Raw genomic sequence first — 22668 nt, 5'->3', positions numbered from 1 at the left:
GATGAGTCCCGCTCAGATCCGCTCGGCCGAGCGGGCGCTGTCCGTCGGGACGTGGGCGATCACGTTCGGCGCGGTCCTCTACAGCGTGCTCACGGTGACCCCGCTCATGGCCGGCCACACCCCGAAGGGCTGGGAGTGGACGGCGCCGATCCTGCCGCTCGTCGTGGACGCGGCGGTGGTGATCGTGGTGCGGATGGACGCCACGCTCGCCCGGCTGAACGGTGACGGCGGGCGCTGGCCGGTGGTCCTGCGCTGGATGACCGGCCTGATGACAGTGCTGCTCAACGTGGGTCTGTCCGCCCTGGACCGGGACGCGGTCGGGGTGGCGGTCCACTCGGTGGCGCCGCTGCTGCTGATCGTCACGGCCGAGACGTCGCTGGCCTACCGGCGGGCGATCGGCGCCGCGCTGGCTGCCCGTGAGGTCGCTGAGCGGGCCGAGCGCGAGCTGCGCGAGCAGCGGGCGGAGGCCCGGCGCCGGGAAGAGCGGGCCGACCGCATGGAGCGCTTCGAGGCCGCCGAGCGGGCCGAGCGCGAGCGCCGTGAGCACGAAGCCCGGCTCGCCCGTGAGCAGCGTGAGCACGACGCGAGCATGGCCCGCGACCAGCGCGCGGAGACCGCCCGCCGCGAGGCCGCGGCGCGCGAGGAGCAGGCCCGGCAGGAGGCCGCCGAGCGGGCCGAGCGCGAGAGGCGTGAACGGGAGGCGAGCGAGCGTGAGCGCCGTGAGCACGCCGCCCGGGCCGACCGTGAGCGGCGTGAGCGGGAGGCCGCCGAGCGGGCCCGCGCCGAGCTGCTGTCCGCCGGCCCGGCCGCCGAGCGGCTGCCGGAGGAGCGGGCCCGCGAGGTGGTGAAGGCCGCTGCCGAGGCCGGGTTGCCGCAGCGCCAGGCGGTGGAGCTGACCGGCTGGTCCGTCGGCTGGATCGCCGCCCGCTACAAGGAACACCCCGCCGTCCGGCCCGCCCTCCACGCCGTCCCCACCACGACCGCCGAGGAGCAGGCATCGTGACCGAGTCCGTGTCCGACCCGCAGTTCGTCACCTACATGGCCGCCTTCCGGGCCGCCACGGAGCACACCGCCACCTGCCCGTTGTGCCAGGACGGGCGGCCGTGCCCGGTCGGCGACCCGATCCACCGCGTCTTCCTCACCGCGAAGGCCGCTTGGGAGGGTGAGCAGAGGTGAAGGCGATCACTTCCCTGCCGCTGGTCGGCACCGTCCGCCGTAACGGCGTCGCGTACCGCGTCGCCGACCCGGTCCCGCTGGACGTGGTCAGCGGCCTGATCCGCGAGCCGTGGTGCTCGCGCCTGGTCGTCACCGACGCCCGCAGCGGCGGCGCGTGCCCCGGCGAGTTCACCGCGATGTGCGTGGTCGACGGCGAGCCGTTCGTCCTCGTCGGCCGCATCGGACGCAGGACCGACTGATGTTCGGCCGCGACCCGAAGCCGCCCCAGTCCGGCCAGCGGCGGCGCGCGAAGGCCGTCCGCGAGGCGGACCGCGCCGGGCAGCGCCGGATCGACTCCCGCCGCACCAGCCGGTCCACCACCGCCTGGCACCGCACCGAGGCGCCCCGCGCCTGGTGGCGCTCCTCCTGACCCACTCCCCGACGCGCGCCCCGCACACCCTCGGTGTGCGGGGCGCGCATCCTCTCCGACCCGGGAGTTTCCATGGGCTACCTGCTGAGCCTGTTCCTCGTCCTCCTCGACGCCGCGATCGCCGGCGTCGCCGTCCGCGAGCTGATCCGCCGGGGGCCGAACCGATGACCACCCCGCACAACGGCGACTGGGACGACGACCTGGCCGACGTCCTGCAGAGACTCGTCACCCTCGCCCCTCCCACCTCCGCCCCGCCCGTTCCGCCAATGCCGTCCACGCCGCCGACGGTCCCGCCCCAGAGCCCGCCCGCCGCGGCGGGCACCGGTCCGGTGGTCGACGAGTGGTGGCGCAAGTCCGGCCCCGTCGTGCACACCCCCGTCCCGCTCGGCGGCGACCAGCCCGCCGGACGGCCGTCCTTCGAGGCCGCCGCGCAGGCGTTCTGGGCCCCCGTCGGCCGGATCCTCACCGAGCAGGTCCCCACCATCGCCTCGCAGGTCGGCCAGCAGGTCACCCAGCTGATGACCGAGACCGAGGCCCAGCGCGCGGCCCGCGAACAGGTCCAGTACGAGACCCTGATCGCCCAGCAGCGCGCCGAGCGCGACGCCGCGTTCGCCACCGCCGGCGAAACTGCCGAGCAGCGGGCCGAGCGCCACCGCGTCGAGCAGGTCCTCGAGCCCGGCCACCGCCGGGACGATCTCGTCGGCATGGTCGACCTGCTCGCCGATCGGATCGGCGAGACCCCCGACGAACGAGCCGCACGCCGCCGGGCCGAACACGAACTGGACCGGCAGCGGACCCGCGCCCGGGAGGACGCCGCCCGGGCCGCCGCCGGGGAGACCCCTGAGCAGCGCACCCGCCGCCACCGCGAACAGCAGCTCGCCGACCGGCGCGAGGCCCGCACCCGGGCCCGCCGCCAACGCCGCCGCGCCGCCCGCACCACCGGCCCCTCCGACCGCGTCCGGCGCTTCCGCCGCTGGTGCGTCCTCACCGCGATCAGCGCCACCGGCGGCTGGGCGACCGGCCTCGTCTCGCTGATCGCCCCCGGCGGGCCCTTCGTCGGCCTGCTGGTCGCCGCCTTCGGTTGGGCCCTGGACCTCCAGGTCCGCGACCGCGGCCGCCAGCGCGTCTCCGAGGTCACCGGCCCCTTCCCCCTGATCACCCTGATCACCCTGCGCGTCCCGGTCGCCTCCGGCCTCGCCGTCGCCCTCGGCCTCGGCCCCGTCCTCGCCGCCCTCCCCCTCAACTGAGCCAAGGAGACACCCATGAGCAGCCTCATCGCCCTCGGCACGGGCGGCGCCGCCACCGTCACCACCATGTACCTCTACGTCGGCGTACGCGGCAAGAACAAGATCAACGTCGCCGACGAGCACGTCCCCTACTGGGCGTTCGGCATCGGCCTGCTGTCGGCCAACGCCGGCACCGCCTTCCAGCAGCTCGCGGGCATCGGCCAGCAGCTCAGCAGCTCCTTCCAGGGCAACGCCGCCCTCGGGGAGTGGCAGACCGGCGCCACCGCCGCCGTCCTGACGATCGCCGTGTTCGGCCTCAAGCCCAAGCCGTGGAAGGACGCGCTGTGCGGCGCCGTCGCCCCGTCCCTGTTCGCCGCCGCCGGCGGCCTCTGGGCCCTGCCGGCCAGCATCCTCAGCGGGCTCATCACCTCGTTCATCGGCTGACCGCCATGACCGAGAAGATCTTCCCCACCGACACGGTCGTCGCCACCATCCTGTATCCCTTCACCGGCCTGGTCGCCGGGACACCCGTCCTTGTGCGCAAGCTGATGGCACCCCAGCGCGAGCGCCGGGCCGAGGCCACCGCGCTCAAGGGCAAGCAGGACGAGATCGCCGCCCTGGCGGCCGAGGCCACCGAGGCCGCGTTCGCCAGGAGGCTCGCGGCCGAGCCCGACGCGGCCAAGCGCGCCGCGATGCTCCAGGCCCAGGAGGCCGCGCAGGTCACGGCCCGCCAGGTCGAGCTGGAACGTGCCAAGGCCGACCGCAAGGCGAAGCGCGGCAAGCTCGGCGACGCCGCCGGCGCGGCGGCCCTGCTGCTGATCGTCGGCGGCCCGCTGGTCTGGTCCCTCGTCGGCCCGTGGATCCGGCCCGCGATCGGGCTGCTCATAGGCGGGTGGTGGATCGCCGCGCTCATCCACGCCCCTTCCCGTGTGAAGGCCCCCGAGGCCACCAGGGAGGACGTGGACGAGGGCGTCGACGCCCCGGCCACCGACGCCGACCAGGAGCAGCCCGAGCCGTCCTACGCCACCCTCTCCCCCGACCAGTTGGTGGCCGCGGTCGAGCGCATGGTCGCGATCCGCGCGCTGAGCGACGGCGGAGCCGGGAAGGTCCACCTCTCCGAGGTCCTCGCCAGCCTCCAGCGGCACGGCCTCTACAACAGGCTGGACGCCCGCGATTTCGGGGCCGTCGCGCGGGCCGCCGGCCTTCCTTTCGAGAGGGGCCTGCGAGTGAAAGGCAAGGGGGTCTCCGTCGGCCTCACCGCGGCGGCGTTGAGGGACTACCTCGGGTACACCCCCCGGCTGCCGCCCGAGATGGTCACCGACCACACCTCCGCTACCGCCGTCTGACCGTCCCGCCACCGGTCCTTCCCGGGCCCAACCGGACGGAGCTCTCGCGGACCTCCCGGCGCCCCTTCCTCCACCCCGCTCCCCCGCCCGTCCCAGGCCCCCTCCCGCCCGGCAACACCCGGCTCGTGACCTGCGACAACAACACAGCAACACCCCCGACAACACGCCGACTACACCCCCGGCAACACCTTCCGACCGCCCTCCTCTTCGGCCCGCGCCCGGTACCGCCCGGGCGCGGGCCGCCCCGCTCCGCACGAAAGAAGCCGCGTTGAGCACCCAGCCCACCCACCCGAACGTGATCCCGTTCCGGCCCGAGCCCGCCGAGATCAAGGCCGCCGAACAGGCCGTCATCGGCGCAGCCTTGCTCGACCCCGTCCAGATCCCCGCGCTCGCCGCCCAGCTCGGGGACCCGGGCGCGTTCTACCACCCCGCGCACGAGACGATCTGGCGGGCCATCACCCGCATGGCCGACGGCGAGCGCCCGGTGGACCCACTGCTGCTGACCGGTGTCCTGCGCGCGCAGGGCGACCTCGGCCGCATCGGCGGCCCCGGCTACCTGCACGCCTGTGTCGAGGCGACCCCGACCGCGGCGAACGGCGACTACTACGCCGAGATCGTGCGCGCGGCAGCCGAGCGGCGCCGGATCAACACCGCGACCAGCCGCCTGGCCTACATGGCCGGCGACGGATCGGCCGACCTGGACGACGTGCGCGCCGCCGCCCTGGCCGCGCTCGCCGACCTCGCCACCGGCGAGAGCTGGCTCGACCCCGTCCCGCTCGGCTCCCACACCGGCCTGCCCACCTTTCCCGTGAAGGCCCTGCCCGGGTGGGTCGGTGCGTACGTCGATGCGGTTGCGGAGTTCACGCAGACCCCACCCGATGCCGCCGCGACCATGGCGCTGGCCGCGCTGTCGACGGCCGCCGGCGGGCGGGTCGGCGTGGAGATCCGGCCCGGCTGGCGCGAGCAGTCGAACCTTTACCTGACCTGCGCGATGCCCCCGGCCAGCCGCAAGTCCGACGTCTTCGCGTTCACCATGGGCCCGGTCTACAAGGTCGAGGCCGAGCTGCAGGCCGACGCCCGGGCGGCCGTCATCGAGGCCGAGACCACCCGGGACGCCGCCCTCGCCGAGGTCGAGGCGCTGATGGCGAAGGCGCGCAAAAACCCGGAGGCCGACCGGACCCAGCTCGTCGCGGAGGTCTCCGCCGCGAAGATGCTCGCCGAGCAGATCGTGGTCCCGCCGACCCCGCGCCTGACGCTGTCCGGAGACATCACCGCCGAGACCGTCACCCACCATCTCGGCGTCCACCGGTGCCTGGCCGCGCTCTCGCCCGAGGGCGACCTGTTCGACAGCATCGTCGGCCGCTACAGCAGCAAGCCCAACCTCGGCGTCTTCCTCCAGGCCCACAAGGGCGAGCGGCTCCAGACCGACCGGATCACCCGCGAGCAGCCCACCGTCGACAAGCCCGCGCTCACGATCGGCGTCACCCCGCAGCCCGCCGTGCTCCAGGAGCTCGGCGCCGCTCCCGGCGCCCGGGACCGCGGCCTGCTCGCCCGCTTCCTGTACTCCCTGCCGCCCTCCAACCTCGGCTGGCGCAAGGTCCGTACCGACCCGATCCCCGACGCCGTGGCGAACGCCTACGACCGCAACCTGACCCGCCTGCTCCGCGCCATGACCGACCTCCCCGAACCCGTGGTCGTCGTCATGGACCGCGCCGCAGACCTCGCCGTGGAGAAACTGCAGGAACGCGTGGAGGTCCAGCTCCGCCCCGACCAGCCGCTCGCCCACATCAAGGACTGGGCAGGCAAGCTCGTCGGCCACATCGCCCGCATCGCCGTCCTGCTCCACCTCGCCGACCACATCGCCGGCGACCAGGACAGCAACGCCTGGCGCGCCGACCTGCAGGCCGCCACCGTCGACCGGGCCGCCGAGATCGCCGACTACTACACCGCGCACACCCTCGCCGTCTTCGACCTCATCGCCGCCGACCCCGCCACCGAGGACGCCCACGCCCTCCTCCAGTGGCTCCGGCGTCCGAAGAAGGACGGCGCCCACCGCACCCACATCAAGGCCCACGACGCCGTCGCGTCGTCCCGGCGGTTCAAGAAGGTCGCCGACGTCGAGCCTGCCCTCGCTCTGCTCGAACAGCACGGCTGGCTCCGCACCGACCAGTCGCCCGCCGGCGGCCAGCGCGGACGCCCGCAAGCCGTCACCTACCGTGTCCACCCCGCCGTGAGCACCCCCACGGACGGGGCCGAAGCCCCGTAATCGTCAGGGATGTCAGGGCAAACCCCTGACCAGCCAAAACAGCTCCGGACACGACGTCAGGGATTGTCAGGGATGTCAGGGAAAGGGGCTGTTTCCCTGACATCCCTGACAATCCCTGACGCCCTGCCAGGAGCCAAAACCGCAGGCCAGCGATTTCCCCTGACATCCCTGACACTTTCCGCCCTCCGTGCCCATCCGCGACAGGGCCAGTAACACTCCGCAACCACCATTCGCACTCGCCGATGGAGTCGCCGCCATGCCCACGCAGGACCCGAAGCTCAAGCTCGCCGAGGTACTCGACGAGCTGGAGATGTCCCGCTCCGCCTTCTACCGCATGGTCGCCCGCGGGAAGGGCCCGAAGCTCATGAAGCTCCCCAACAACCAGATCCGCGTCCGCCGCAGCGACCTCGACGCCTGGTGGGCCGCGCAGGAGGTCGCCGCCTGATGCCCACCTCGTACAAGGTGAAGTTCTGGGACCACCGCCACCGGCCGGACCGGCGGACGCCGTGGATGGTGCGGTGGACGGTGGCCGGCCGGGAGTTCTCCGAGTCGTACCTGACGAAGACCCAGGCCGACGGCCGGAAGGCCGAGCTGCTGGTCGCCGTCGCCTCCCACCAGCCGTTCGACGTCGAGACGGGCCTGCCGCTGGCCGAGCTGCGGAAGCGCCAGCAGGAGGAGAACGCCGTCACCTGGTACCAGCACGGCCGGAACTACGTAGAGGCCCGGTGGGACGGGGCTCCGGCGAAGACGCGGACGACCTGGGCCGACGCGCTGGCGAGCGTGACGTTCGAGCTGGTCAGCAGCAAGGTCGGGATGCCGGACAAGCGAGTCGTCCGGCGGGCGTTGTACGGCTGGGCCTTCAACGTGAACCGGTGGAGCGAGGAGCCGCCGGCCGAGGCCGCCAAGGCGCTCGCGTGGGTCGCGCGGCACTCGGTCGACGTCTCGGAGTTGGAGGACCCGAAGGTGGTCCGGAAGCTGCTCGCCGCGCTCTCGGTGAAGCTGGACGGCACCAAGGCCGCCGCGTCCACGATCCTGCGTAAGCGCCGGATCCTCCACCATGTCATCGGCCGGGCGGTCGAGGACGGGCTGCTGACCGCCAATCCTCTGCCTCTGGTCCAGTGGCAGCCGCCACAGGTCGAGGAGGAGGTCGACCCCGAGTACGTGATGAGCCCGGAGCAGGCCGCCGCGATGCTGGAGGCGGTCGGGCGCCAGGGGCGGCGCGGGCCGCGGCTGGTGGCGTTCTTCGGGTGCATCTACTACGCGGGGATGCGCCCCGGGGAGGTCGTCCACCTGCGCAGGGACCGCTGTGTGCTTCCTGCGGAGGGGTGGGGGAAGCTCAACCTCAACGGGAACAGCCCCCGGGTGGGATCAGCCTGGACCGACAGCGGCACCTCGCACGACCCCCGGGGCCTGAAGCACCGCGCCGAGAAGGCCACCAGGCCGGTCCCGATCCCGCCGGAGCTGGTGGCTCTGCTGCGGGAGCACATCGAGGCGTACGGCACGGCGCCGGACGGCCGGCTGTTCCGGACCTTCCGCGACGGCATGGTGCAGGAGAGCGGTTACGGGGTCGTCTGGGCGGCGGCCCGGGCCGAGGTGCTCAGTCCGGACGAGCAGGCCACCCCGCTCGCGAAGCGGCCGTATGACGGTCGGCACGCCGGGATCTCGCTGTGGCTGGCCTCCGGGGTAGCGCCCGCCGAGTGCGCCCGTCGGGCCGGCCACAGCATCGCCGTCCTCCTCCGCGTCTACGCGAAGTGCATCCACGGTGACGAAGACCACGCCAACGAGCTGATCGCCGAACGCCTCCAGCGCAGGCCCCGCTGATCCTGGTCCGCGCCTGGTCCGGAACCGCTGGTCAACGCCGGGATCCGGGCGGAACCAGGTGAGACAAACCGCCCAAAACAACCAGACATCAATATCACTGTTCGACCATGACAGAAGGGCCCGTGAGCTGCGTTTCCGCAGGTCACGGGCCCTTCTCTATCCTGTGGCTGGTGCAGGGTTCGAACCTGCGTAGCTTGCGCGACAGATTTACAGTCTGCTCCCTTTGGCCGCTCGGGCAACCAGCCAGGATGTTTGTCTTGCGGGGCTTGCCCCGTTCGACTGGGTAAACCTTACCCGATGCCGGGGGGTGGTTCGCCACCTGGTTCCGCGGGGCCGGATGGGCGGGTGCGGTGCGGGCGTCCCGGGCGGGGGTGGGGGTCGGCTGGATAGGCTGGGACGGCGGACGCCCGGTGGGGCGGGCCGTGTCAGTGCAGCCAGAACATCAAGGAGACCAACACCCATGGCCGACTCCAGTTTCGACATCGTCTCGAAGGTCGAGTGGCAGGAGGTCGACAACGCGATCAACCAGACCTCCCGCGAGATCTCCACGCGCTTCGACTTCAAGAACGTCGGCGCCGAGATCAAGCGCTCGGGCGAGACGATCGAGATGAAGGCCAACGGCGAGGAGCGCGTCAAGGCGATCCTGGACGTGCTGCAGAGCAAGTTCATCAAGCGCGGCCTGTCGCTCAAGGCGCTGGACGCGAAGGAGCCGCAGCTGTCCGGCAAGGAGTACAAGATCTTCGCGGACGTGAAGGAGGGCATCTCCCAGGACGATGCCAAGAAGGTCGCGAAGATCATCCGGGACGAGGGCCCGAAGGGCGTCAAGGCCCAGGTCCAGGGCGACGAGCTCCGGGTGACCTCGAAGAGCCGTGACGACCTCCAGACCGTGCAGGCCCTGCTCAAGGGCAAGGACCTGGACTTCGCGCTCCAGTACGTGAACTACCGCTAGTCGCGGGTCGCCGCCCGCGCGGCGACCGGTCGAGGGCGTGGTGACGAGGGCAGCCTCGTCGCCGCGCCCTCGTCGCGTTTCTCCCGGTCGGCGGTGGGGGTCCGGGCAGCGGACGGCCCCGGTCGGGAGCCCTGGGTGGGCTTCCGGCCGGGGCCGTCGTAGAGCAGGCCGTCGTGGAGCGGACCGTCGTCAGCGGGTGGCAGCTGCGGCGGCCGCCGCGTCGCCGAGGGCCTTGGTCCGGTCCTTGAGGGTGGCCAGCTGGTCCGTCAGCGAGGCCGGCGGGGCCGGGGGCGCGAGGCCCGGGGCGGTGACGGTCGGTGGCGGGGTGGGGAGGGTGGGCGGCGTCGGGAGCTGGCCGAGCAGGCCCTGGAGGGTGCTCTCCAGCGAGGCGAGGAGCTGCTGGACGGCACCGAGGTCGACTCCGCCGAGCAGGGCGGGGACCGCCGAGAGCAGGCCGCCGACGAGGTCGAGGACACCGCCGAGGGCCGAGGTCGGGTCGGGGGCGTCGGCCGGGAGCGCGGGGGCGGACGGCAGCCCCGGGGCGGAGGGAGCCGCGGGAGCGACGGGAGCGGCAGGGGCCGCCGGAGCCGCCGGGATCCCCGGAGCCGTGGGCAGCGCGGGAAGTCCGGGGAGTCCGGGGAGACCCGCCGACGACATCGGGGCGGCCGGGAGGCCCGGGACGGTGACGGGGGTCACCGAGCCCATGGAGAAGGTGGTGCGGTGGGGGGCGTCGGCTCCGGTGCCGACGGCGGCGGAGGCTGTCGCGACCGGGGTCAGCGCGAGGGCTGCGGTCAGCGCGGCGGCCATCCAGGTGGTGCGCATGGGGGATGCTTTCCTCTCGGTACAGATCGGGCGTCAGGCCCGGTCGGAGACCGGGCATCAGGCCTGATTCACACCGTGGGGCAGCCCCGTTGGCCCAGCCACCGCGTGTACGCCGAACGGTGCACGACACGCGGCGACACGCGACGACACGCGGTGGCCGGGCGGGCGGGCGACCGGACGTCAGGTACCGGAGACCCAGGAGGCCGTGGCCCGGTGGGCCCCGAGGCCGACCGCGTCGAACTCGTCGCGGGCGGCGCCGTCCTCCCCCACCCGGGCGCCGAGCCGCCGCAGGACCCGGGAGATCGGGCTTCCCTCGGACGGGAAGGGTTCGAACTCGCCGCTGGCGATGGGGCCGAGGTCGAGTCGGCCGTCGGCCCAGACGGCGGCGCGCTGGGTTCCGGTGCCGCCGAAGTAGTCGGCCTCGACGCAGGCGATCGGCGCGGCCTTGGACCAGGCGGCGAGCCGGCGTTCGAGGCCGTCCGGGAACCAGTCGAACGGGACCGTGCCGACCGCGCGCGGAGCCGCCGGAGCGGACGGGGCCCCCGGGGCGGACGGCGTTCCCTCACCACCGCGGAAGGCGGCCAGGAATTCGGGGGTCGCCGGTATCAGTGCCAGCCCCTGGGCGAGCGGCCGCGGGCGGGCGGCCGGAACCTCGGCGGCCGCCACCGCGACCAGCTCCGCCGGGCCGATCAGCGCCTGAAGTTCGTATGACATTCAGTCATCCTGAACCATGGCACCGACAGTCCGCCCGGCGTTTACGATTCCGTGCCCGGGCCGCCGTCGTTCCGGGAGCCGACGGCCGGAGTCGGCACTGAGGCAGGGTCCGAGGCAGGGGCCTCGCCGGCCGCCGGGGCGGGGCCGACGCCGTACAGCAGGGTGAACATCGTCACGTCCACCGCGTCCTCGGCGGTGCTGTTCCCCTCGGCGTGCAATTCGTTGATCACCGCCGCGAGTTGGCCGCGCAACCGGACCAGTCGCTCGGGGGTGACCCGGTAGGTGAAGTGCGAGAACAGGCCCGACTGCGCGCCCGAGTCGTCCCGGGAGAAGTCGACCCGACCGGCCATCGCGGCGGCGCGGAAGTCACCGCGGACCCGGTCCATCGCGGCAAGCATCGCGTCGTAGGCGTCGACCCGGGTCGGGGAGTCGGACGAGAAGATCTCCGGGGCGAGCCGGAGCGACTCCTGGGCCGGGCTGTAGCGGCTCTCGACGATGCCGGAGACCAGCCGGGTGCCGGCGACCCGGATCAGCCCGGCCTTCTCCAACTGCTTGATGTGGCGGTAGAGCTTGGTCTGCGGCTCGTCGAGCGCGGCCGCGATCTCCTTCGCGGTCAGCGGACCGGTTGCGGCGGAGGTCACCAGGACGTCGAGGATCGCCAGCCGCAGCGGGTCGGCCAAGGCCTTGAGGGTGGCGGCGTCCTCCACCCGGCGCTCCTTGAGCACGGCGGGACCGGCGCTGTCCCCGTTCTCGGCGTTCTCGGCGTTCTCGGCGTTCTCGACCACGGCCTCACCCTCGCAGATGGCCGATGCTCCGGGCAATCGCACCTTCACCCTTGCGCAAGCGCTCACCATCACGCCATCATTCACGATGTTGTGAATGGTTACGCCGCAGTGATCGGCGGCCGACGGAGGGGCGGGCGAATGAGCACGGGCACCACGACGACGAGCACGAGAACCAACGCGGCAACGAACGCGGCTCCGGCGGCCCCGCCCGTCCCACTGCGGCGCAACTGGCGCTTCCAGGCCCTGTGGGCCGGTCAGGCCGGCTCCACCCTCGGCCTGCAGATCATCGACACCGCGTACCCGCTGCTGCTCCTGGCGCTCACCGGCTCCTCGACGCTCGCCGCCGCGTTCGGGGCGCTGCAGATCGGCGCGTCCGTGCTCTTCGGCATCCACGGCGGCTCGGTCGCCGACCGCTACGACCGCCGCCGGATCCTGATCGTCGGCGACACCACCCGGCTGATCGCCTGCGCCAGCGTCCCGCTCGCCATGGCGCTGGGCCGGCTCACGGTCGCGCACAGCCTGCTGGTCGCCGTGGCGGTCGGCGCGACCATCGCCTACACCGGGCCGGTCCGGCTGCTCGCGGTGCGCTCGGTGGTCCCGCCGGAGCAACTGCGGCAGGCGCTGGCGCAGGACGAGGCGCGGATGAGCGGGGCGGGCCTGATCGGGCCGCCGCTGGCGGGCGCGCTGTTCGGGCTGGGCCGGGCGGCGCCGTTCGTCGGGACGGCCCTCACCTCGTTGCTCTCGCTGGTCGTGGCGCTGCTGGTCCGCTTCCCGGGCCGCCCGCAGTCCCCGTCCGACACCGGCGAAGCCGACGGAACCGGCGGAACGGGCGGGACAGCCGGAACCGGCGGAACAGCCGACACCCGCTCCGCCAAGGGCGCCGCCCTGGCCGGCTACCGCTACCTGGCAGGCAGCGCCCTGCTCCGCCCGATCCTCGCCGTCGTCCTGCTGATCAACCTCGCCGGCACCGCGATGCTGCTGCCGGTCATGGTCGTCCTGCGCGGCCAGGGCACCTCGGACGCCGGGATCGGCCTGGCGCTGGCCGGCGAGGCGGTCGGAGCGCTGGCCGGCGCCCTCCTGGTGCGCCGGCTGCACCGGCTGGCCGGGCCCGGGGCGCTGCTGCTCGCGGTGTCCTGGCTGACCGTCCCGGTGATCCTCGCCCCGCTGCTGCCCGGCGGGCCGGTCACCGTCTTCGCGGGGCTGTTCCTGGTGGGCCTGGGCGTCCCGACGCTGCGGGTGATGATCGACCTCCTGGTGTTCCAGCAGGTCCCGGACGCCCTCCGGGGCCGGGTGATCGCCGCGACGATGACGATGTTCACGGTCGGGATGCCGGCCGGGATGGTCGGCAGCGGGCTGCTGCTCGACCACCTGTCGCCCGCCGCCGCGCTCGGCACGGTGGCCGCGCTGCTCGCCGCGGGCCTGGTCCCGGCGACGGCCGGGCGGACGCTGCGTCGCGCCACCTGGCCGGACCGGACGGCGGCGTGACCCCGACGCGGGACCACCGGCCCCCACCGCCCTCCTGACCACCGCCCTCCTGACCCCCACCCTCCTGACCCCCGCTCACCCGGCCGGCCGCACGCCGCATGCGCCCGCATCGCCAACCGGGTGAACTGGCCGGGTACGGCCCGCCCCGGGGCCACCCCCGGACCAGTGCTGTCGGGCCACCCCAGGAGGACCCATGAGTTCCATGGACATACCGTCGTCCGGCCGGGGCAGTCCCGGCACAGGCGCCCCGGACGGCCCGTCGTCGCGGTCGGCCCGCGAGCGCACCGGTGCGGTGGCCACCAGGATCGCGAACGCGCCCCGGATGTCCTGGCTGACGCTCGCCCTGATGACGACCAGTTCGGTGGCCAGCCTGCGCGCCGCGCCCACCATGGCGGTCTACGGCCTCGCCTGCGTCTTCCTCTACCTGCTCCCGGCCGTCGTCTTCCTGCTGCCGACCGCGCTGGTCTCGGCCGAGCTGGCGTCCGGCTGGGAGGGCGGCGTCTACCGCTGGGTGTCGGAGGGCCTGTCGAAGCCGCTCGGCTTCCTCGCCGTCTGGTGCCAGTTCGCGATGACGATCTTCTACTACCCGTCCCTGCTCGCGTACGTGGCCTCGACCATCGCCTATGTGGTCAATCCCGCGCTGGCGAGCAACGGCCTGTACACCGCGATCGTGATCATGGTGCTCTACTGGGCCGGCGTCTGGGTGTCCTCCCGGGGCACCAAGGCGGTGGCCGGTCTCTCCTCGATGGGCCTGGTCATCGGAACGCTGATCCCCGGCACGCTGCTCGTCGTGCTCGGCATGGTCTTCCTCGGCCAGGGCAACCAGTCCGCCGCACCGATGAACGCCGCGCACCTGTTCCCGCAGTGGACCGGCCTGGCCAGCCTGGTGCTGATCGTCAACAACTTCCTCAGCTACTCCGGCATGGAGATGAACGCGGTGCACGTCTCCTCGCTGCGCGACCCCGCCAAGGAGTTCCCGCGCGCGATGTTCACCGCCTCGGGGATGGTGCTGGCGATCTTCATCCTCCCGGCACTGGCGATCAGCTGGGTGGTGCCGTCCGCCGAGCTCAGCCTGACGGCCGGCGTGATGCAGGCCTTCGACTCCTTCTTCCAGTACTTCCACATCGGCTGGCTGACCCCGGTGATCGCGGTCGCCCTGGTCACCGCCTCGCTCGGCGGCATGCTCACCTGGCTCGCCGGGCCGTCCAAGGGCCTGCTGCTGATCTCCCGCCAGGAGGGCTACCTGCCGCCGTTCCTGCAGCGGCTCAACAAGGAGGGCGTCCAGCAGAACCTGCTGGTCACCCAGGGTGTGGTCACCACCGTCATCGCCCTCGCCTACGCGCTGATCCCGAACGTCTCCAGCGCCTACTGGATCTTCTCGGTGATCACCACCCAGGTGTACCTGATCGTCTACCTGCTGATGTTCGCCGCGGCGATCCGGCTGCGCCGCACCCAGCCCGACCACCCGCGCGGCTACCACGCGCCGGCGCTGGTGCCGATCGCCGTCACCGGCCTGGTGGCCTCGGCGGCGGCGATGGCGATCGGCTTCGTGCCGTCCTCGCAGTTCGGCAGCGGCTCGGTCTGGTCGTACGTGCTGATCGTCGGCGGCGGCCTGCTGGTGCTGGGCCTGCTGATCCCGTACCTGTTCCTGCGGCTGCGCAAGCCGGAGTGGCGCTCGCCCGACGCGCAGGCCGAGCTCGCCGCCCAGGAGGCCGCCGAACTCGGCGGAGCCGGGGCGGACGGCCCCCGCAAGGACGGAGGTGCGGCATGACCAGCCTGATGGCCTCCCGGCACCGCTGGATCTACCTCGGCGCGATCGTCCTGCTGGTCGGCATGCTGATCACCGGCCTGCTCACCTACACCCAGCTGCACCAGACCAACGAGGCCAACCGCAAGGCCCAGCAGCTGAGTTCGGCACTGAGCGCGGCCGGCTACCCGGTGCCGACGCAGAACCAGATCGTGCACACCCTGGGCGAGGACGGCGGCGCCGTCTGCGAGGACCCGGCCAACGCGCTGAAGCAGGCGCAGTGGACGTACGGCATGTCCAACGGCGCGTCCGGCCCGGGCCAGCGCCCGGTGCTGTCCGACCGCGAGGTGGTCTTCGCCGAGTCGATCGTGCTCTCGGTGTACTGCCCGGACAAGCTCGCCGCGATCAAGGACAAGATCGACGACCTCAAGCTCCACGACACCGTGCGCAACTGACGCCCGGCCACAGCTCCCGGAGGAGCCCCCATGACCGACGAACTCGCCCGCCGGATCGCCGACCTGATGCCGCGGGCCAAGGCCGACCTCGCCGAGCTGGTCGCCCTCCCCTCCGTCGCCGACCCGCGCCAGTACCCGCCCGAGAACTGCCGCCGGGCCGCGGAGTGGGTCGCCGCGGCCTTCACCGAGGCCGGACTGCGCGACGTCCACCTGGAGGAGACGCCGGACGGCAGCCACGCCGTGGTCGGCCACCGCCCGCCGCCGCCCGGCGCGCCGACCGTCCTGCTCTACGCCCACTACGACGTCCAGCCCCCGCTCGACGACGCCGCCTGGACCTCCCCGCCGTTCGAGCTCACCGAGCGCGACGGCCGCTGGTACGGGCGCGGCACCGCCGACTGCAAGGGCAACATCGTCATGCACCTCACCGCGCTGCGGGCCCTCGGCGACGACCTGCCGGTCGGCCTGAAGCTGGTCGTGGAGGGCTCGGAGGAGCAGGGCACCGGCGGCCTGGAGGCCTACGTGCCGCCGCACGCCGGTGAGTTGCACGCCGACGCGCTGCTGGTCTGCGACACCGGGAACGCCGCCGTCGGCGTCCCCACCGCCACCACCTCGCTACGCGGGCTGGCGAACGTGGTGGTCACCGTCTCCGCGCTCGGCGGCGACATGCACTCCGGCATGTTCGGCGGCCCGGCCCCGGACGCGCTGGCCGCGCTGATCCGGGTGCTCGACTCGCTGCGCGACGCCGACGGCGGCACCCGGATCGACGGGCTGGACTGCGCCGGCACCTGGGTCGGGGTCGGCTACGACGAGCAGCAGTTCCGCACCGACGCCGGCGTGCTGGACGGGGTCCGGCTGACCGGCTCCGGCACCGTCGCCGACCGGCTGTGGGCCCGGCCCGCCGTCACCGTGCTCGGCATCGACTGCCCGCCGGTGGTGGGGTCCGCCGCCGCGATCCCGGCCACCGCCCGGGCCCGGGTCAGCCTGCGCGTCCCGCCCGGGACCGACCCGGGCGCGGCCCGCGACGCGCTCACCGCGCACCTGGAGGCCGCCGCGCCGTGGGGCGTGCGGATCGAGGTGACCCCGGAGAGCACCGGTTCGCCGTTCCGCGCCGCCACCGGCGGGCCCGCGTACACGGCGCTCGACAAGGCGATGCAGGAGGTCTACGGGCGGCCGATGTCCTTCCTGGGCCAGGGCGGCTCGATCCCGCTGTGCAATGTGTTCGCCCAGGCCTTCCCGGAGGCGGAGATCATCCTGATGGGCGTCGAGGAGCCGCGCTGCCTCATCCACGCGCCCAACGAGAGCGTCGACCCCTCCGAGATCGAGCACATGGCCAACGTGGAGGCGCTCTTCCTCCGGCACTACGCCGACTCGCACCGGCCGTGACCGAACGTCACCCGCACCCGAACCCGGACCCGTACTCGTGACGAACACGCACCACCCGTGCTGGAGTTGACGCGCACCCGGCCCGCCCGTCGACCGCCCCGCACAGTCAGGAGACCCGCATGCCCCCGCCTGGAGAGTCCCGCATGCCCCGCCCCTTCACCGCCGAGGACTACCGCACCCGCCTCGACCGGGCCACCGCCGCCGCCACCGCCGCCGGACTCGCCGGACTGGTCGTCGGCCCCGGCCCCGACCTCGTCCACCTGACCGGCTACCGGCCGACCGCGATCACCGAACGGCTCACCGCCCTCGTCCTCACCGCCGGACGCGAGCCCGTACTGATCGTCCCCGCCCTGGAGCGCCCCGACGCCGAGCGGGCCGAGGGCGCCCCCGCCGTCCGGCTGCTCGACTGGACCGACGGTCAGGACCCGTACGCCGCCGCCGTCCCGCTGCTCGACCCGGCCGGGCGCTACGGCGTCTCCGACAACACCTGGGCGATGCACCTGCTCGGCCTCCAGTCCGCCCTGCCCGGCACCGGCTGGACCTCGCTCACCGAGACCCTGCCGATGCTGCGCGCGGTCAAGGGCCCCGACGAGCTGGAGCGCCTCGCCGCGGCCGGCGGCGCCGCCGACGCCGCCTACCGGGGCATCCTGGAGGTGGAGTTCGCCGGCCGTCGGGAGACCGACGTGGCCGCCGACCTCAGCGCGCTGCTGATCCAGTACGGGCACAGCCAGGTCGACTTCACCGTGGTCGGCTCCGGCCCCAACGGCGCCAACCCGCACCACGAGGCCGGCGAGCGGGTCATCGGGGCCGGCGACACCGTCGTCCTGGACTTCGGCGGCCTCAAGGACGGCTACGGCTCCGACACCACCCGCACCGTGCACGTCGGCACCGACGTCCCGGACGAGGTGCGGAAGGTCCACGACGTCGTCCGGCAGGCGCAGCAGACCGCGTTCGAGGCCGTCCGGCCCGGGATCGCCTGCCAGGAGATCGACCGGATCGCCCGCCGGGTCATCACCGAGGCCGGGTACGGCGACTACTTCATCCACCGCACCGGCCACGGCATCGGCATCACCACGCACGAGCCGCCGTACCTGGTCGAGGGCGAGCAGCAGCCGCTCGTCCCCGGCATGTGCTTCTCGATCGAGCCCGGTGTCTACCTGCCGGGCCGGTTCGGGGTGCGGATCGAGGACATCGTCACGGTCACCGAGCAGGGCGGCCGACGGTTCAACAACACCCCGCACGAGCTTGGCATCGTGTCCTGAGGCCGAGCCGGGACCACCCGGTCGGCCCCTGCCGCACTGCACCAACCGGGGCAATTCTGAACCCTTCCTGAACGGACCGGACGTTCGCACCGAGAGTTCTCCAAGAATGCCTTGCTAGCTTCGATCGGCATGACCAGAATGCTCCGCCCGGCGCCGCCCACCCCGTCCGCGAGCGCCGGGCGGCTGCGTCCGGCCACCGGCTCCCGGAGCGGCCCGCGCACCGGCGCCGCCGCCCGCCTCCGGCTGCTGGCGTGGCCGCTCTACCTCGCCGCCCTGCTGTGGTACCTGCGCGCCTACGGCCTGCCGTACACCAATGACCTGGTCTTCCTGTGGCTGATCGGCGCGCTGCTGGCCGCCGGTGTGCACAGCGGGCACGGTCCGCGCGGGTTCCTGCTGGTGCTGCGCGACTGGGTCCCGGTGATGGCCGTCGTCTGGACGTACTCGCTGCTGCGGGGCTACGGCGCGCGCACCCCCTGGGGCCCGTACCTGTGGCCGCAGCAGCGTGCCGACGAACTCCTCGGCTTCGGCGAGACCCTGACGGTCCGGCTCCAGCACGGGCTGTACACGCCGGGCTCGCCGCACTGGTACGACTACGCCGCGGTCACCGTCTACATGTCGCACTTCTTCATGGTCTTCGTGGTGCTCGCGGTGCTCTGGCGCCGCCGCCACGACCGGTTCCGGCACCTGCTCACCTGCTACCTGGTGCTGACCTTCGCCGGTTTCGCGACGTACATCCTCTACCCGGCGGTGCCGCCGTGGCTGGCCTCCCAGGAGGGGCACCTGCCGGCCCTGACCCGGGTGGTCTCGGACGTGCTCGGCCAGAGCGGACTGCCCCGGGCCGCCTCGGTGTTCGAGAACGGCAGCCAGTTCGCCAACGACGTCGCGGCGATGCCCTCGCTGCACTCGGCGTACCCGGCGATGCTGCTGTTCTTCTTCTGGCCGACCGCCGCGCGCTGGCTGCGGGTGCTGCTGGTCGCCTACCCGCTCGCGATGACCTTCACCCTGGTGTACGGGGCGGAGCACTTCCTGGTGGACGTCTTCGTCGGCTGGGCGTACGCGGCGGTGGCGGTGTACGGCGTGCGGTGGCTGCGGGAACGGCGGCGGACCAGGTCGCTGGCGGCGAGCCGGCCGGCTCCGGCCCCGGCCGCTACGGGGGCGGGCGTCCGGGAGGTCGTCCGCACCGGCAGACTGGACCCGTGACCGAAAAGCCGACCAGGGCCCCCGCACCGGGCGCGGTGCCCAAGCCGACCGCCGAGCAGCTGCTCGCCGCCCGTGACAGCACGATCGAGGACATCACCGCCCCCGGTCTGCGCGTCCTGTTCTGCGGCATCAACCCGGGGCTGTGGTCCGGCGCCACCGGCCACCACTTCGCCCGGCCCGGCAACCGCTTCTGGCCCGCGCTGCACCGCTCCGGCTTCACACCCCGGCAGTTCCGCCCGGACGAGCAGCGGCAGCTGCTCGACCTCGGCCTCGGCATCACCAACGTCGCCCCGCGCGCCACCGCCAAGGCCGACGAGCTGACGGCCGAGGAGCTGCGCGCGGGCGGCGCGGCGCTCGCCGAACGGGTGCTGCGGCTGCGGCCGCGCGTCCTGGCGGTCCTCGGCATCGGCGCCTACCGCACCGCCTTCGGCCGGCGGACGGCGTCGATCGGACGGCAGGAGCAGGGCATCGGCGACACCGCCGTCTGGGTGCTCCCGAACCCCAGCGGCCTCAACGCCCACTACACCCTGGACGCGCTGGCGGCGGAGTTCGCCGGGCTCCGCGCGACGCTGGACCACGCGGAGCCGGACCGTACGGACGCGGACACGGCCGACCCTGCGGCCGGCCGCGCCTGAGCCTCAGGCCGCCGCCAGCCCCTCCGGCAGCTCCCGGCCGCGCAGCTCCCGCAGCTCCCGGATCAGCGCCCGCACCGCCGCCGTGCCCGCGAGCTCCGGCGTCGTCACATACCCGACGTAGCGGCTCGGCGGGTTCGGGCCGAGGTCGGTGACGGCCAGCCCGGGCGGGGCGCCGAGCAGGGCGGTCCGGGGCATGATCGCCATCCCGAGGCCCTGGGAGACCAGCGAGACGGCCACCGTGTCGTCCTCGACGTCGATGGTCGAGGGCGGGATCCAGTCCTGCCGGCCCCACCAGTCCCGGGTGTAGGAGCCGCAGTTCTCGTCCCAGTCGACCAGCGGGAGCCCGCGCGGCGCCGGGTGTCCGGCCGGGTGCGCGAGCGCGTAGGTCTCCTCGAACAGCCGGGCCGCGACCAGGCCGGGGACGGGCAGCGGCGCGGCGGGGTCGAGGGTCGCGAGGCCGAGGTCGGCCCGGCCGTCCGCGACCTCCCCGGCGGTGCCCCGGCCGATCTCGCGGACGATCCGCACCCGCGGCGTCAGCCCCGGGTGATGTGCGGTCAGCCGGGCCAGGACCGGCGGCAGCAGATGGGCGGCGACACTGCGGAACGCGGCGATCCGCAGCGTCCCGGTGACCTCCCCGGCCGGGTCGCCCGCACCGGTCGCCCGCACCTCCGGGCCCATCACCGCCAGCAGCCGCAGGATCCGCCGGGCGTACGCGACCGCCCGTTCCCCGGCCTCGGTGGGGCGCGCGCCGTGGCGCCCGCGCTCGAACAGCACCGCGCCGAGCTTCCGTTCGCAGGCGCGCACGGCGTGCGAGACGGCGGACTGGCTGCTGTCCAGGCGCGCGGCGGCGGCCGTGAAGCCCTGCTCCTCGGCCACGGCGACCAGCACGCGCAGTTCGTGCGGGGCGAGATCGGTCATACGGGTGACGCTACCGGATCCATCGATTCCGTTCATGGAACCGGCCCATCCATCGACGGCGGCCCCTGCCCGGCCGCCCGCCGGCTTCCTACGGTGATCTTCACCGCCCCGTTCGCACCCCCTGGAGCTCCCGTGTCCCGCCCCACCGCCCGCGTCGTCCACCTCGTCTCCCGCCCGACCGGCGAGCCCACCGCCGACAACTTCGCCTTCGTCGACGAGACCGTCCCGCCGCTCGCCACCGGCGAGGCCCTGGTCGAGAACATCCACCAGTCCGTCGACCCGTACATGCGCGAGGAGATGGACGAGACCGGCGGCTGGCAGCTGCACGCCCCGCTGGAGGGTCGCACCCTGGGCCGGGTCGTCGAGTCCCGGACGCCCGCGCTGCCCGTCGGCACCCTGGTCCACCACCGCCGGGCCTGGCGCACCCTCTCCGTGGTCACCCCGGACGGGACCACCGTCCTGCCGGACTTCGCGGGCGTCCCGCTCAGCGCCCACCTCGGCATCCTCGGCGGCACCGGGCTGTCCGCCTGGGTCGGCCTGACCCGGATCGCCCGGCTGCGGCCCGAGGAGACGCTCTTCGTCTCGGCGGCCGCGGGCGGCGTCGGCACCGCCGCCGGCCGGATCGCCCGGCTGCTCGGCGCCGGCCGGATCGTCGGCAGCGCCGGCTCCGCCGCCAAGGTCCGCCACCTCACCGAGCACCTCGGCTTCGACGCCGCGTTCGACTACCACGAGGCGCCGATCGCCGACCGGCTGCGCGAAACCGCCCCGGACGGCCTGCACGTCTACTTCGACAACGTCGGCGGCGACCACCTGGAGGCCGCCATCGACACCCTGCGCGACGGCGGCCGGATCGCCTGGTGCGGGGCGGTCGCCCAGTACAACAGCCTCCAGACGCCGCCGCCCGCGCCGCGCAACCTCTTCGACGTGGTCGGCAAGAGCCTGCGGCTGGAGGGCTTCCTGGTCCGGAACCACCTCGATGCCCGGCCCGAGCTGTACGACTTCCTCGTCCCGCACCTGCGCTCCGGCGCCGTCCGCTCGGACGAGACGGTCGTCCGGGGCTTCGAGCACGTCGTCGACGCCTTCCTCGGCATGCTCAAGGGCGCCAACACCGGCAAGATGATCGTCCAGCTCGCCGACGAGCCGCGCTAGGACGCGTCCCGGCCGGGCAACGAGAGCTCCAGCGCCGCCAGCCGTGCCGGGTCCGCGACCACCTCGAACCCGGCCACCCGGCCGTCCGCGACCTCGAACCGCAGCAGCAGCCGCAGCCGCCCGTCCGGCGCGATCGCCGCGCAGACCTCGCCGTCCACCAGCACCGGCGCCGCGAACCGCGCCCGCAGGCCGATCACCCGGGTCTCCCGGGCCACCGCCCCGGCGCCGCGCAGCAGCGCCGGCCGCCCGGCGGGCAGGGCGGCCGGGTCGGCCCGGCGCACCACCTCCGGGGCGAGCACGGCGAGCAGCGCGTCCAGGTCGCCCCCGCGGGCGGCGGCCAGGAACGCCTCCACCACCGCCCGCCGCGCCGAGCCGGACGTGCCGCTCGCCGTGCCCGTCGACTCCCCCGTGCCCGTCGCCTCCCCCGTGCCCCGGACCCGCTGCCGGGCCCGGCTCGCCAGCTTCTTCGCGGCCGCCGTGTTCCGCCCGACGATCGCACCGATCTGCTCGAACGGCACCGCGAAGCCGTCGTGCAGCACGAAGGCGACCCGCTCCGCCGGGCCCAGCCGGTCCAGTACCACCAGCATCGCCCGGCCCACCTCCTCGACCAGCTCGGCCTCCGCCTCCGGGCCGTCCACCGCCTCCTCGACCACCACCGCCTCCGTCCGCCGCCCCCGCAGCACGTCCAGACAGATCCGCGACACCACCGTGGTCAGCCAACCCGGCAGGTTCTCCAGCTCCGCCGCGTCCACCCGCTCCAGCCGCAGCCAGGCCTCCTGCACGGCGTCCTCGGCCTCCGCCGTCGACCCGAGCATGCGCCGCGCCACCGCCCCCAGCCGCCCCCGCTCGGCCTCGAACCGCACCGCCAGCTCCTCGCGCCCGTCCATCGGTCACCTTTCCGTCCGCGCCCTCGTCACGGG

24 protein-coding genes and 1 tRNA gene are annotated in these 22668 nt (G+C 73.8%); 19 read left to right on the top strand and 6 right to left on the bottom strand.

The annotated features are described in order from the left end of the window. Position 1: 1 nt before the first annotated feature. The 10 genes from IF01_RS0114990 (at position 2) to IF01_RS0114940 (ending at position 8244) form a co-directional block, all read left to right on the top strand. Complete coding sequence (locus tag IF01_RS0114990; RefSeq protein ID WP_030393889.1) at positions 2-1003, top strand: hypothetical protein; 1002 nt, start codon at positions 2-4, stop codon at positions 1001-1003. Further along, entirely contained in the window at positions 1000-1176 is a 177-nt protein-coding gene (locus IF01_RS48950) for a hypothetical protein (protein WP_167349744.1), read from the top strand. The genes IF01_RS0114990 and IF01_RS48950 overlap by 4 nt, the downstream gene beginning before the upstream one ends. Next, positions 1173-1415, top strand: coding sequence for a hypothetical protein (locus tag IF01_RS48260; RefSeq protein WP_030393888.1), 243 nt, complete (start codon positions 1173-1175; stop codon positions 1413-1415). The genes IF01_RS48950 and IF01_RS48260 overlap by 4 nt, the downstream gene beginning before the upstream one ends. Then, positions 1415-1585 carry a hypothetical protein gene (locus tag IF01_RS48255; RefSeq protein ID WP_157855229.1) on the top strand — a complete coding sequence of 57 codons (171 nt, stop codon included), beginning with the start codon at positions 1415-1417 and terminating at the stop codon, positions 1583-1585. The genes IF01_RS48260 and IF01_RS48255 overlap by 1 nt, the downstream gene beginning before the upstream one ends. 164 nt (positions 1586-1749) lie before the next feature. Further along, entirely contained in the window at positions 1750-2832 is a 1083-nt protein-coding gene (locus IF01_RS0114965; RefSeq protein WP_030393887.1) for a hypothetical protein, read from the top strand. Positions 2833-2847: 15 nt separating this feature from the next. Then, a complete protein-coding gene (locus tag IF01_RS0114960; RefSeq protein ID WP_030393886.1) occupies positions 2848-3255 on the top strand; it encodes a hypothetical protein in 408 nt (135 codons plus the stop codon). A 5-nt stretch (positions 3256-3260) separates the two neighbouring features. After that, entirely contained in the window at positions 3261-4157 is an 897-nt protein-coding gene (locus IF01_RS0114955; RefSeq protein WP_030393885.1) for a hypothetical protein, read from the top strand. A 268-nt stretch (positions 4158-4425) separates the two neighbouring features. After that, a complete protein-coding gene (locus IF01_RS0114950) occupies positions 4426-6423 on the top strand; it encodes a YfjI family protein (RefSeq protein WP_051755349.1) in 1998 nt (665 codons plus the stop codon). A gap of 256 nt (positions 6424-6679) precedes the next feature. Continuing rightward, positions 6680-6868 carry a helix-turn-helix transcriptional regulator gene (locus IF01_RS0114945; RefSeq protein ID WP_030393883.1) on the top strand — a complete coding sequence of 63 codons (189 nt, stop codon included), beginning with the start codon at positions 6680-6682 and terminating at the stop codon, positions 6866-6868. After that, positions 6868-8244 (top strand): tyrosine-type recombinase/integrase, encoded by a 1377-nt coding sequence (locus IF01_RS0114940; RefSeq protein ID WP_030393882.1) that lies wholly within the window; start codon positions 6868-6870, stop codon positions 8242-8244. The genes IF01_RS0114945 and IF01_RS0114940 overlap by 1 nt, the downstream gene beginning before the upstream one ends. A gap of 164 nt (positions 8245-8408) precedes the next feature. Here IF01_RS0114940 and IF01_RS0114935 read toward each other — a convergent pair. Beyond that, positions 8409-8489, bottom strand: a tRNA-Tyr gene (locus IF01_RS0114935). 215 nt (positions 8490-8704) lie between these two features. On the opposite strand from IF01_RS0114935, the gene IF01_RS0114930 reads away from it, so the two are divergent. Continuing rightward, positions 8705-9193 carry a YajQ family cyclic di-GMP-binding protein gene (locus IF01_RS0114930; protein WP_030393881.1) on the top strand — a complete coding sequence of 163 codons (489 nt, stop codon included), beginning with the start codon at positions 8705-8707 and terminating at the stop codon, positions 9191-9193. Between the two features lie 189 nt (positions 9194-9382). On the opposite strand, the gene IF01_RS48250 is transcribed toward IF01_RS0114930, so the two are convergent. The 3 genes from IF01_RS48250 to IF01_RS0114915 all read right to left on the bottom strand — a co-directional run bounded on the left by IF01_RS48250 (position 9383) and on the right by IF01_RS0114915 (position 11514). Continuing rightward, positions 9383-10015 carry a hypothetical protein gene (locus IF01_RS48250; protein WP_030393880.1) on the bottom strand — a complete coding sequence of 211 codons (633 nt, stop codon included), beginning with the start codon at positions 10013-10015 and terminating at the stop codon, positions 9383-9385. Positions 10016-10195: 180 nt separating this feature from the next. After that, positions 10196-10729, bottom strand: coding sequence for a hypothetical protein (locus IF01_RS0114920; RefSeq protein ID WP_030393879.1), 534 nt, complete (start codon positions 10727-10729; stop codon positions 10196-10198). A 41-nt stretch (positions 10730-10770) separates the two neighbouring features. Then, entirely contained in the window at positions 10771-11514 is a 744-nt protein-coding gene (locus IF01_RS0114915) for an ArsR/SmtB family transcription factor (RefSeq protein ID WP_051755347.1), read from the bottom strand. A 138-nt stretch (positions 11515-11652) separates the two neighbouring features. Here IF01_RS0114915 and IF01_RS0114910 point away from each other — a divergent pair, with 138 nt between their 5' ends. From IF01_RS0114910 to mug, 7 genes are all read left to right on the top strand, one after another. Continuing rightward, positions 11653-12999, top strand: a complete 1347-nt coding sequence (locus IF01_RS0114910; RefSeq protein ID WP_078879971.1) for an MFS transporter — start codon at positions 11653-11655, stop codon at positions 12997-12999. Positions 13000-13192: 193 nt separating this feature from the next. Then, complete coding sequence (gene gadC, locus IF01_RS0114905) at positions 13193-14770, top strand: glutamate/gamma-aminobutyrate antiporter GadC (RefSeq protein ID WP_051755345.1); 1578 nt, start codon at positions 13193-13195, stop codon at positions 14768-14770. After that, complete coding sequence (locus IF01_RS0114900) at positions 14767-15201, top strand: hypothetical protein (RefSeq protein ID WP_030393875.1); 435 nt, start codon at positions 14767-14769, stop codon at positions 15199-15201. Before gadC ends, IF01_RS0114900 begins: the two co-directional genes overlap by 4 nt. Positions 15202-15231: 30 nt before the next feature. Further along, positions 15232-16584 carry a dipeptidase gene (locus tag IF01_RS0114895; protein ID WP_030393874.1) on the top strand — a complete coding sequence of 451 codons (1353 nt, stop codon included), beginning with the start codon at positions 15232-15234 and terminating at the stop codon, positions 16582-16584. Between the two features lie 143 nt (positions 16585-16727). Continuing rightward, positions 16728-17846 carry a M24 family metallopeptidase gene (locus IF01_RS0114890; RefSeq protein WP_369826173.1) on the top strand — a complete coding sequence of 373 codons (1119 nt, stop codon included), beginning with the start codon at positions 16728-16730 and terminating at the stop codon, positions 17844-17846. A gap of 129 nt (positions 17847-17975) precedes the next feature. Next, positions 17976-19046, top strand: a complete 1071-nt coding sequence (locus tag IF01_RS0114885; protein WP_078879970.1) for a phosphatase PAP2 family protein — start codon at positions 17976-17978, stop codon at positions 19044-19046. Further along, complete coding sequence (gene mug, locus IF01_RS0114880) at positions 19043-19681, top strand: G/U mismatch-specific DNA glycosylase (protein WP_078879969.1); 639 nt, start codon at positions 19043-19045, stop codon at positions 19679-19681. Before IF01_RS0114885 ends, mug begins: the two co-directional genes overlap by 4 nt. A gap of 3 nt (positions 19682-19684) precedes the next feature. Here the strand turns inward: mug and IF01_RS0114875 are convergent, their stop codons facing one another. Continuing rightward, positions 19685-20599: a LysR family transcriptional regulator gene (locus tag IF01_RS0114875; RefSeq protein WP_030393870.1), complete on the bottom strand. Its 915-nt coding sequence runs from the start codon at positions 20597-20599 to the stop codon at positions 19685-19687. Between the two features lie 132 nt (positions 20600-20731). Here IF01_RS0114875 and IF01_RS0114870 point away from each other — a divergent pair, with 132 nt between their 5' ends. Beyond that, complete coding sequence (locus IF01_RS0114870) at positions 20732-21748, top strand: NADP-dependent oxidoreductase (protein WP_030393869.1); 1017 nt, start codon at positions 20732-20734, stop codon at positions 21746-21748. Here IF01_RS0114870 and IF01_RS0114865 read toward each other — a convergent pair. Beyond that, positions 21745-22635 (bottom strand): sigma-70 family RNA polymerase sigma factor, encoded by an 891-nt coding sequence (locus IF01_RS0114865; protein WP_030393868.1) that lies wholly within the window; start codon positions 22633-22635, stop codon positions 21745-21747. The genes IF01_RS0114870 and IF01_RS0114865 overlap by 4 nt on opposite strands. Positions 22636-22668 lie beyond the last annotated feature (33 nt).

Source organism: Kitasatospora purpeofusca, assembly GCF_000718025.1.
GTDB classification, from domain to species: Bacteria; Actinomycetota; Actinomycetes; order Streptomycetales; family Streptomycetaceae; genus Kitasatospora; species Kitasatospora purpeofusca.
This window is presented reverse-complemented; position numbering and strand designations above follow the sequence as displayed.

Bases quoted from the DNA above. Each gene is read 5' to 3' on its own strand.
- IF01_RS0114990 (WP_030393889.1), top strand. From the start codon at position 2: ATGAGTCCCGCTCAGATCCGCTCGGCCGAGCGGGCGCTGTCCGTCGGG.
- IF01_RS48250 (WP_030393880.1), bottom strand. From the start codon at position 10,015: ATGCGCACCACCTGGATGGCCGCCGCGCTGACCGCAGCCCTCGCGCTG.
- gadC (WP_051755345.1), top strand. From the start codon at position 13,193: ATGAGTTCCATGGACATACCGTCGTCCGGCCGGGGCAGTCCCGGCACA.
- IF01_RS0114895 (WP_030393874.1), top strand. From the start codon at position 15,232: ATGACCGACGAACTCGCCCGCCGGATCGCCGACCTGATGCCGCGGGCC.
- IF01_RS0114940 (WP_030393882.1), top strand. From the start codon at position 6,868: ATGCCCACCTCGTACAAGGTGAAGTTCTGGGACCACCGCCACCGGCCG.
- IF01_RS0114890 (WP_369826173.1), top strand. From the start codon at position 16,728: ATGCCCCGCCCCTTCACCGCCGAGGACTACCGCACCCGCCTCGACCGG.
- IF01_RS0114920 (WP_030393879.1), bottom strand. From the start codon at position 10,729: ATGTCATACGAACTTCAGGCGCTGATCGGCCCGGCGGAGCTGGTCGCG.
- IF01_RS0114910 (WP_078879971.1), top strand. From the start codon at position 11,653: ATGAGCACGGGCACCACGACGACGAGCACGAGAACCAACGCGGCAACG.
- IF01_RS0114865 (WP_030393868.1), bottom strand. From the start codon at position 22,635: ATGGACGGGCGCGAGGAGCTGGCGGTGCGGTTCGAGGCCGAGCGGGGG.
- IF01_RS0114960 (WP_030393886.1), top strand. From the start codon at position 2,848: ATGAGCAGCCTCATCGCCCTCGGCACGGGCGGCGCCGCCACCGTCACC.
- IF01_RS0114930 (WP_030393881.1), top strand. From the start codon at position 8,705: ATGGCCGACTCCAGTTTCGACATCGTCTCGAAGGTCGAGTGGCAGGAG.
- IF01_RS0114875 (WP_030393870.1), bottom strand. From the start codon at position 20,599: ATGACCGATCTCGCCCCGCACGAACTGCGCGTGCTGGTCGCCGTGGCC.
- IF01_RS0114900 (WP_030393875.1), top strand. From the start codon at position 14,767: ATGACCAGCCTGATGGCCTCCCGGCACCGCTGGATCTACCTCGGCGCG.
- IF01_RS0114965 (WP_030393887.1), top strand. From the start codon at position 1,750: ATGACCACCCCGCACAACGGCGACTGGGACGACGACCTGGCCGACGTC.
- IF01_RS0114885 (WP_078879970.1), top strand. From the start codon at position 17,976: ATGACCAGAATGCTCCGCCCGGCGCCGCCCACCCCGTCCGCGAGCGCC.
- IF01_RS0114955 (WP_030393885.1), top strand. From the start codon at position 3,261: ATGACCGAGAAGATCTTCCCCACCGACACGGTCGTCGCCACCATCCTG.
- IF01_RS0114945 (WP_030393883.1), top strand. From the start codon at position 6,680: ATGCCCACGCAGGACCCGAAGCTCAAGCTCGCCGAGGTACTCGACGAG.
- IF01_RS48255 (WP_157855229.1), top strand. From the start codon at position 1,415: ATGTTCGGCCGCGACCCGAAGCCGCCCCAGTCCGGCCAGCGGCGGCGC.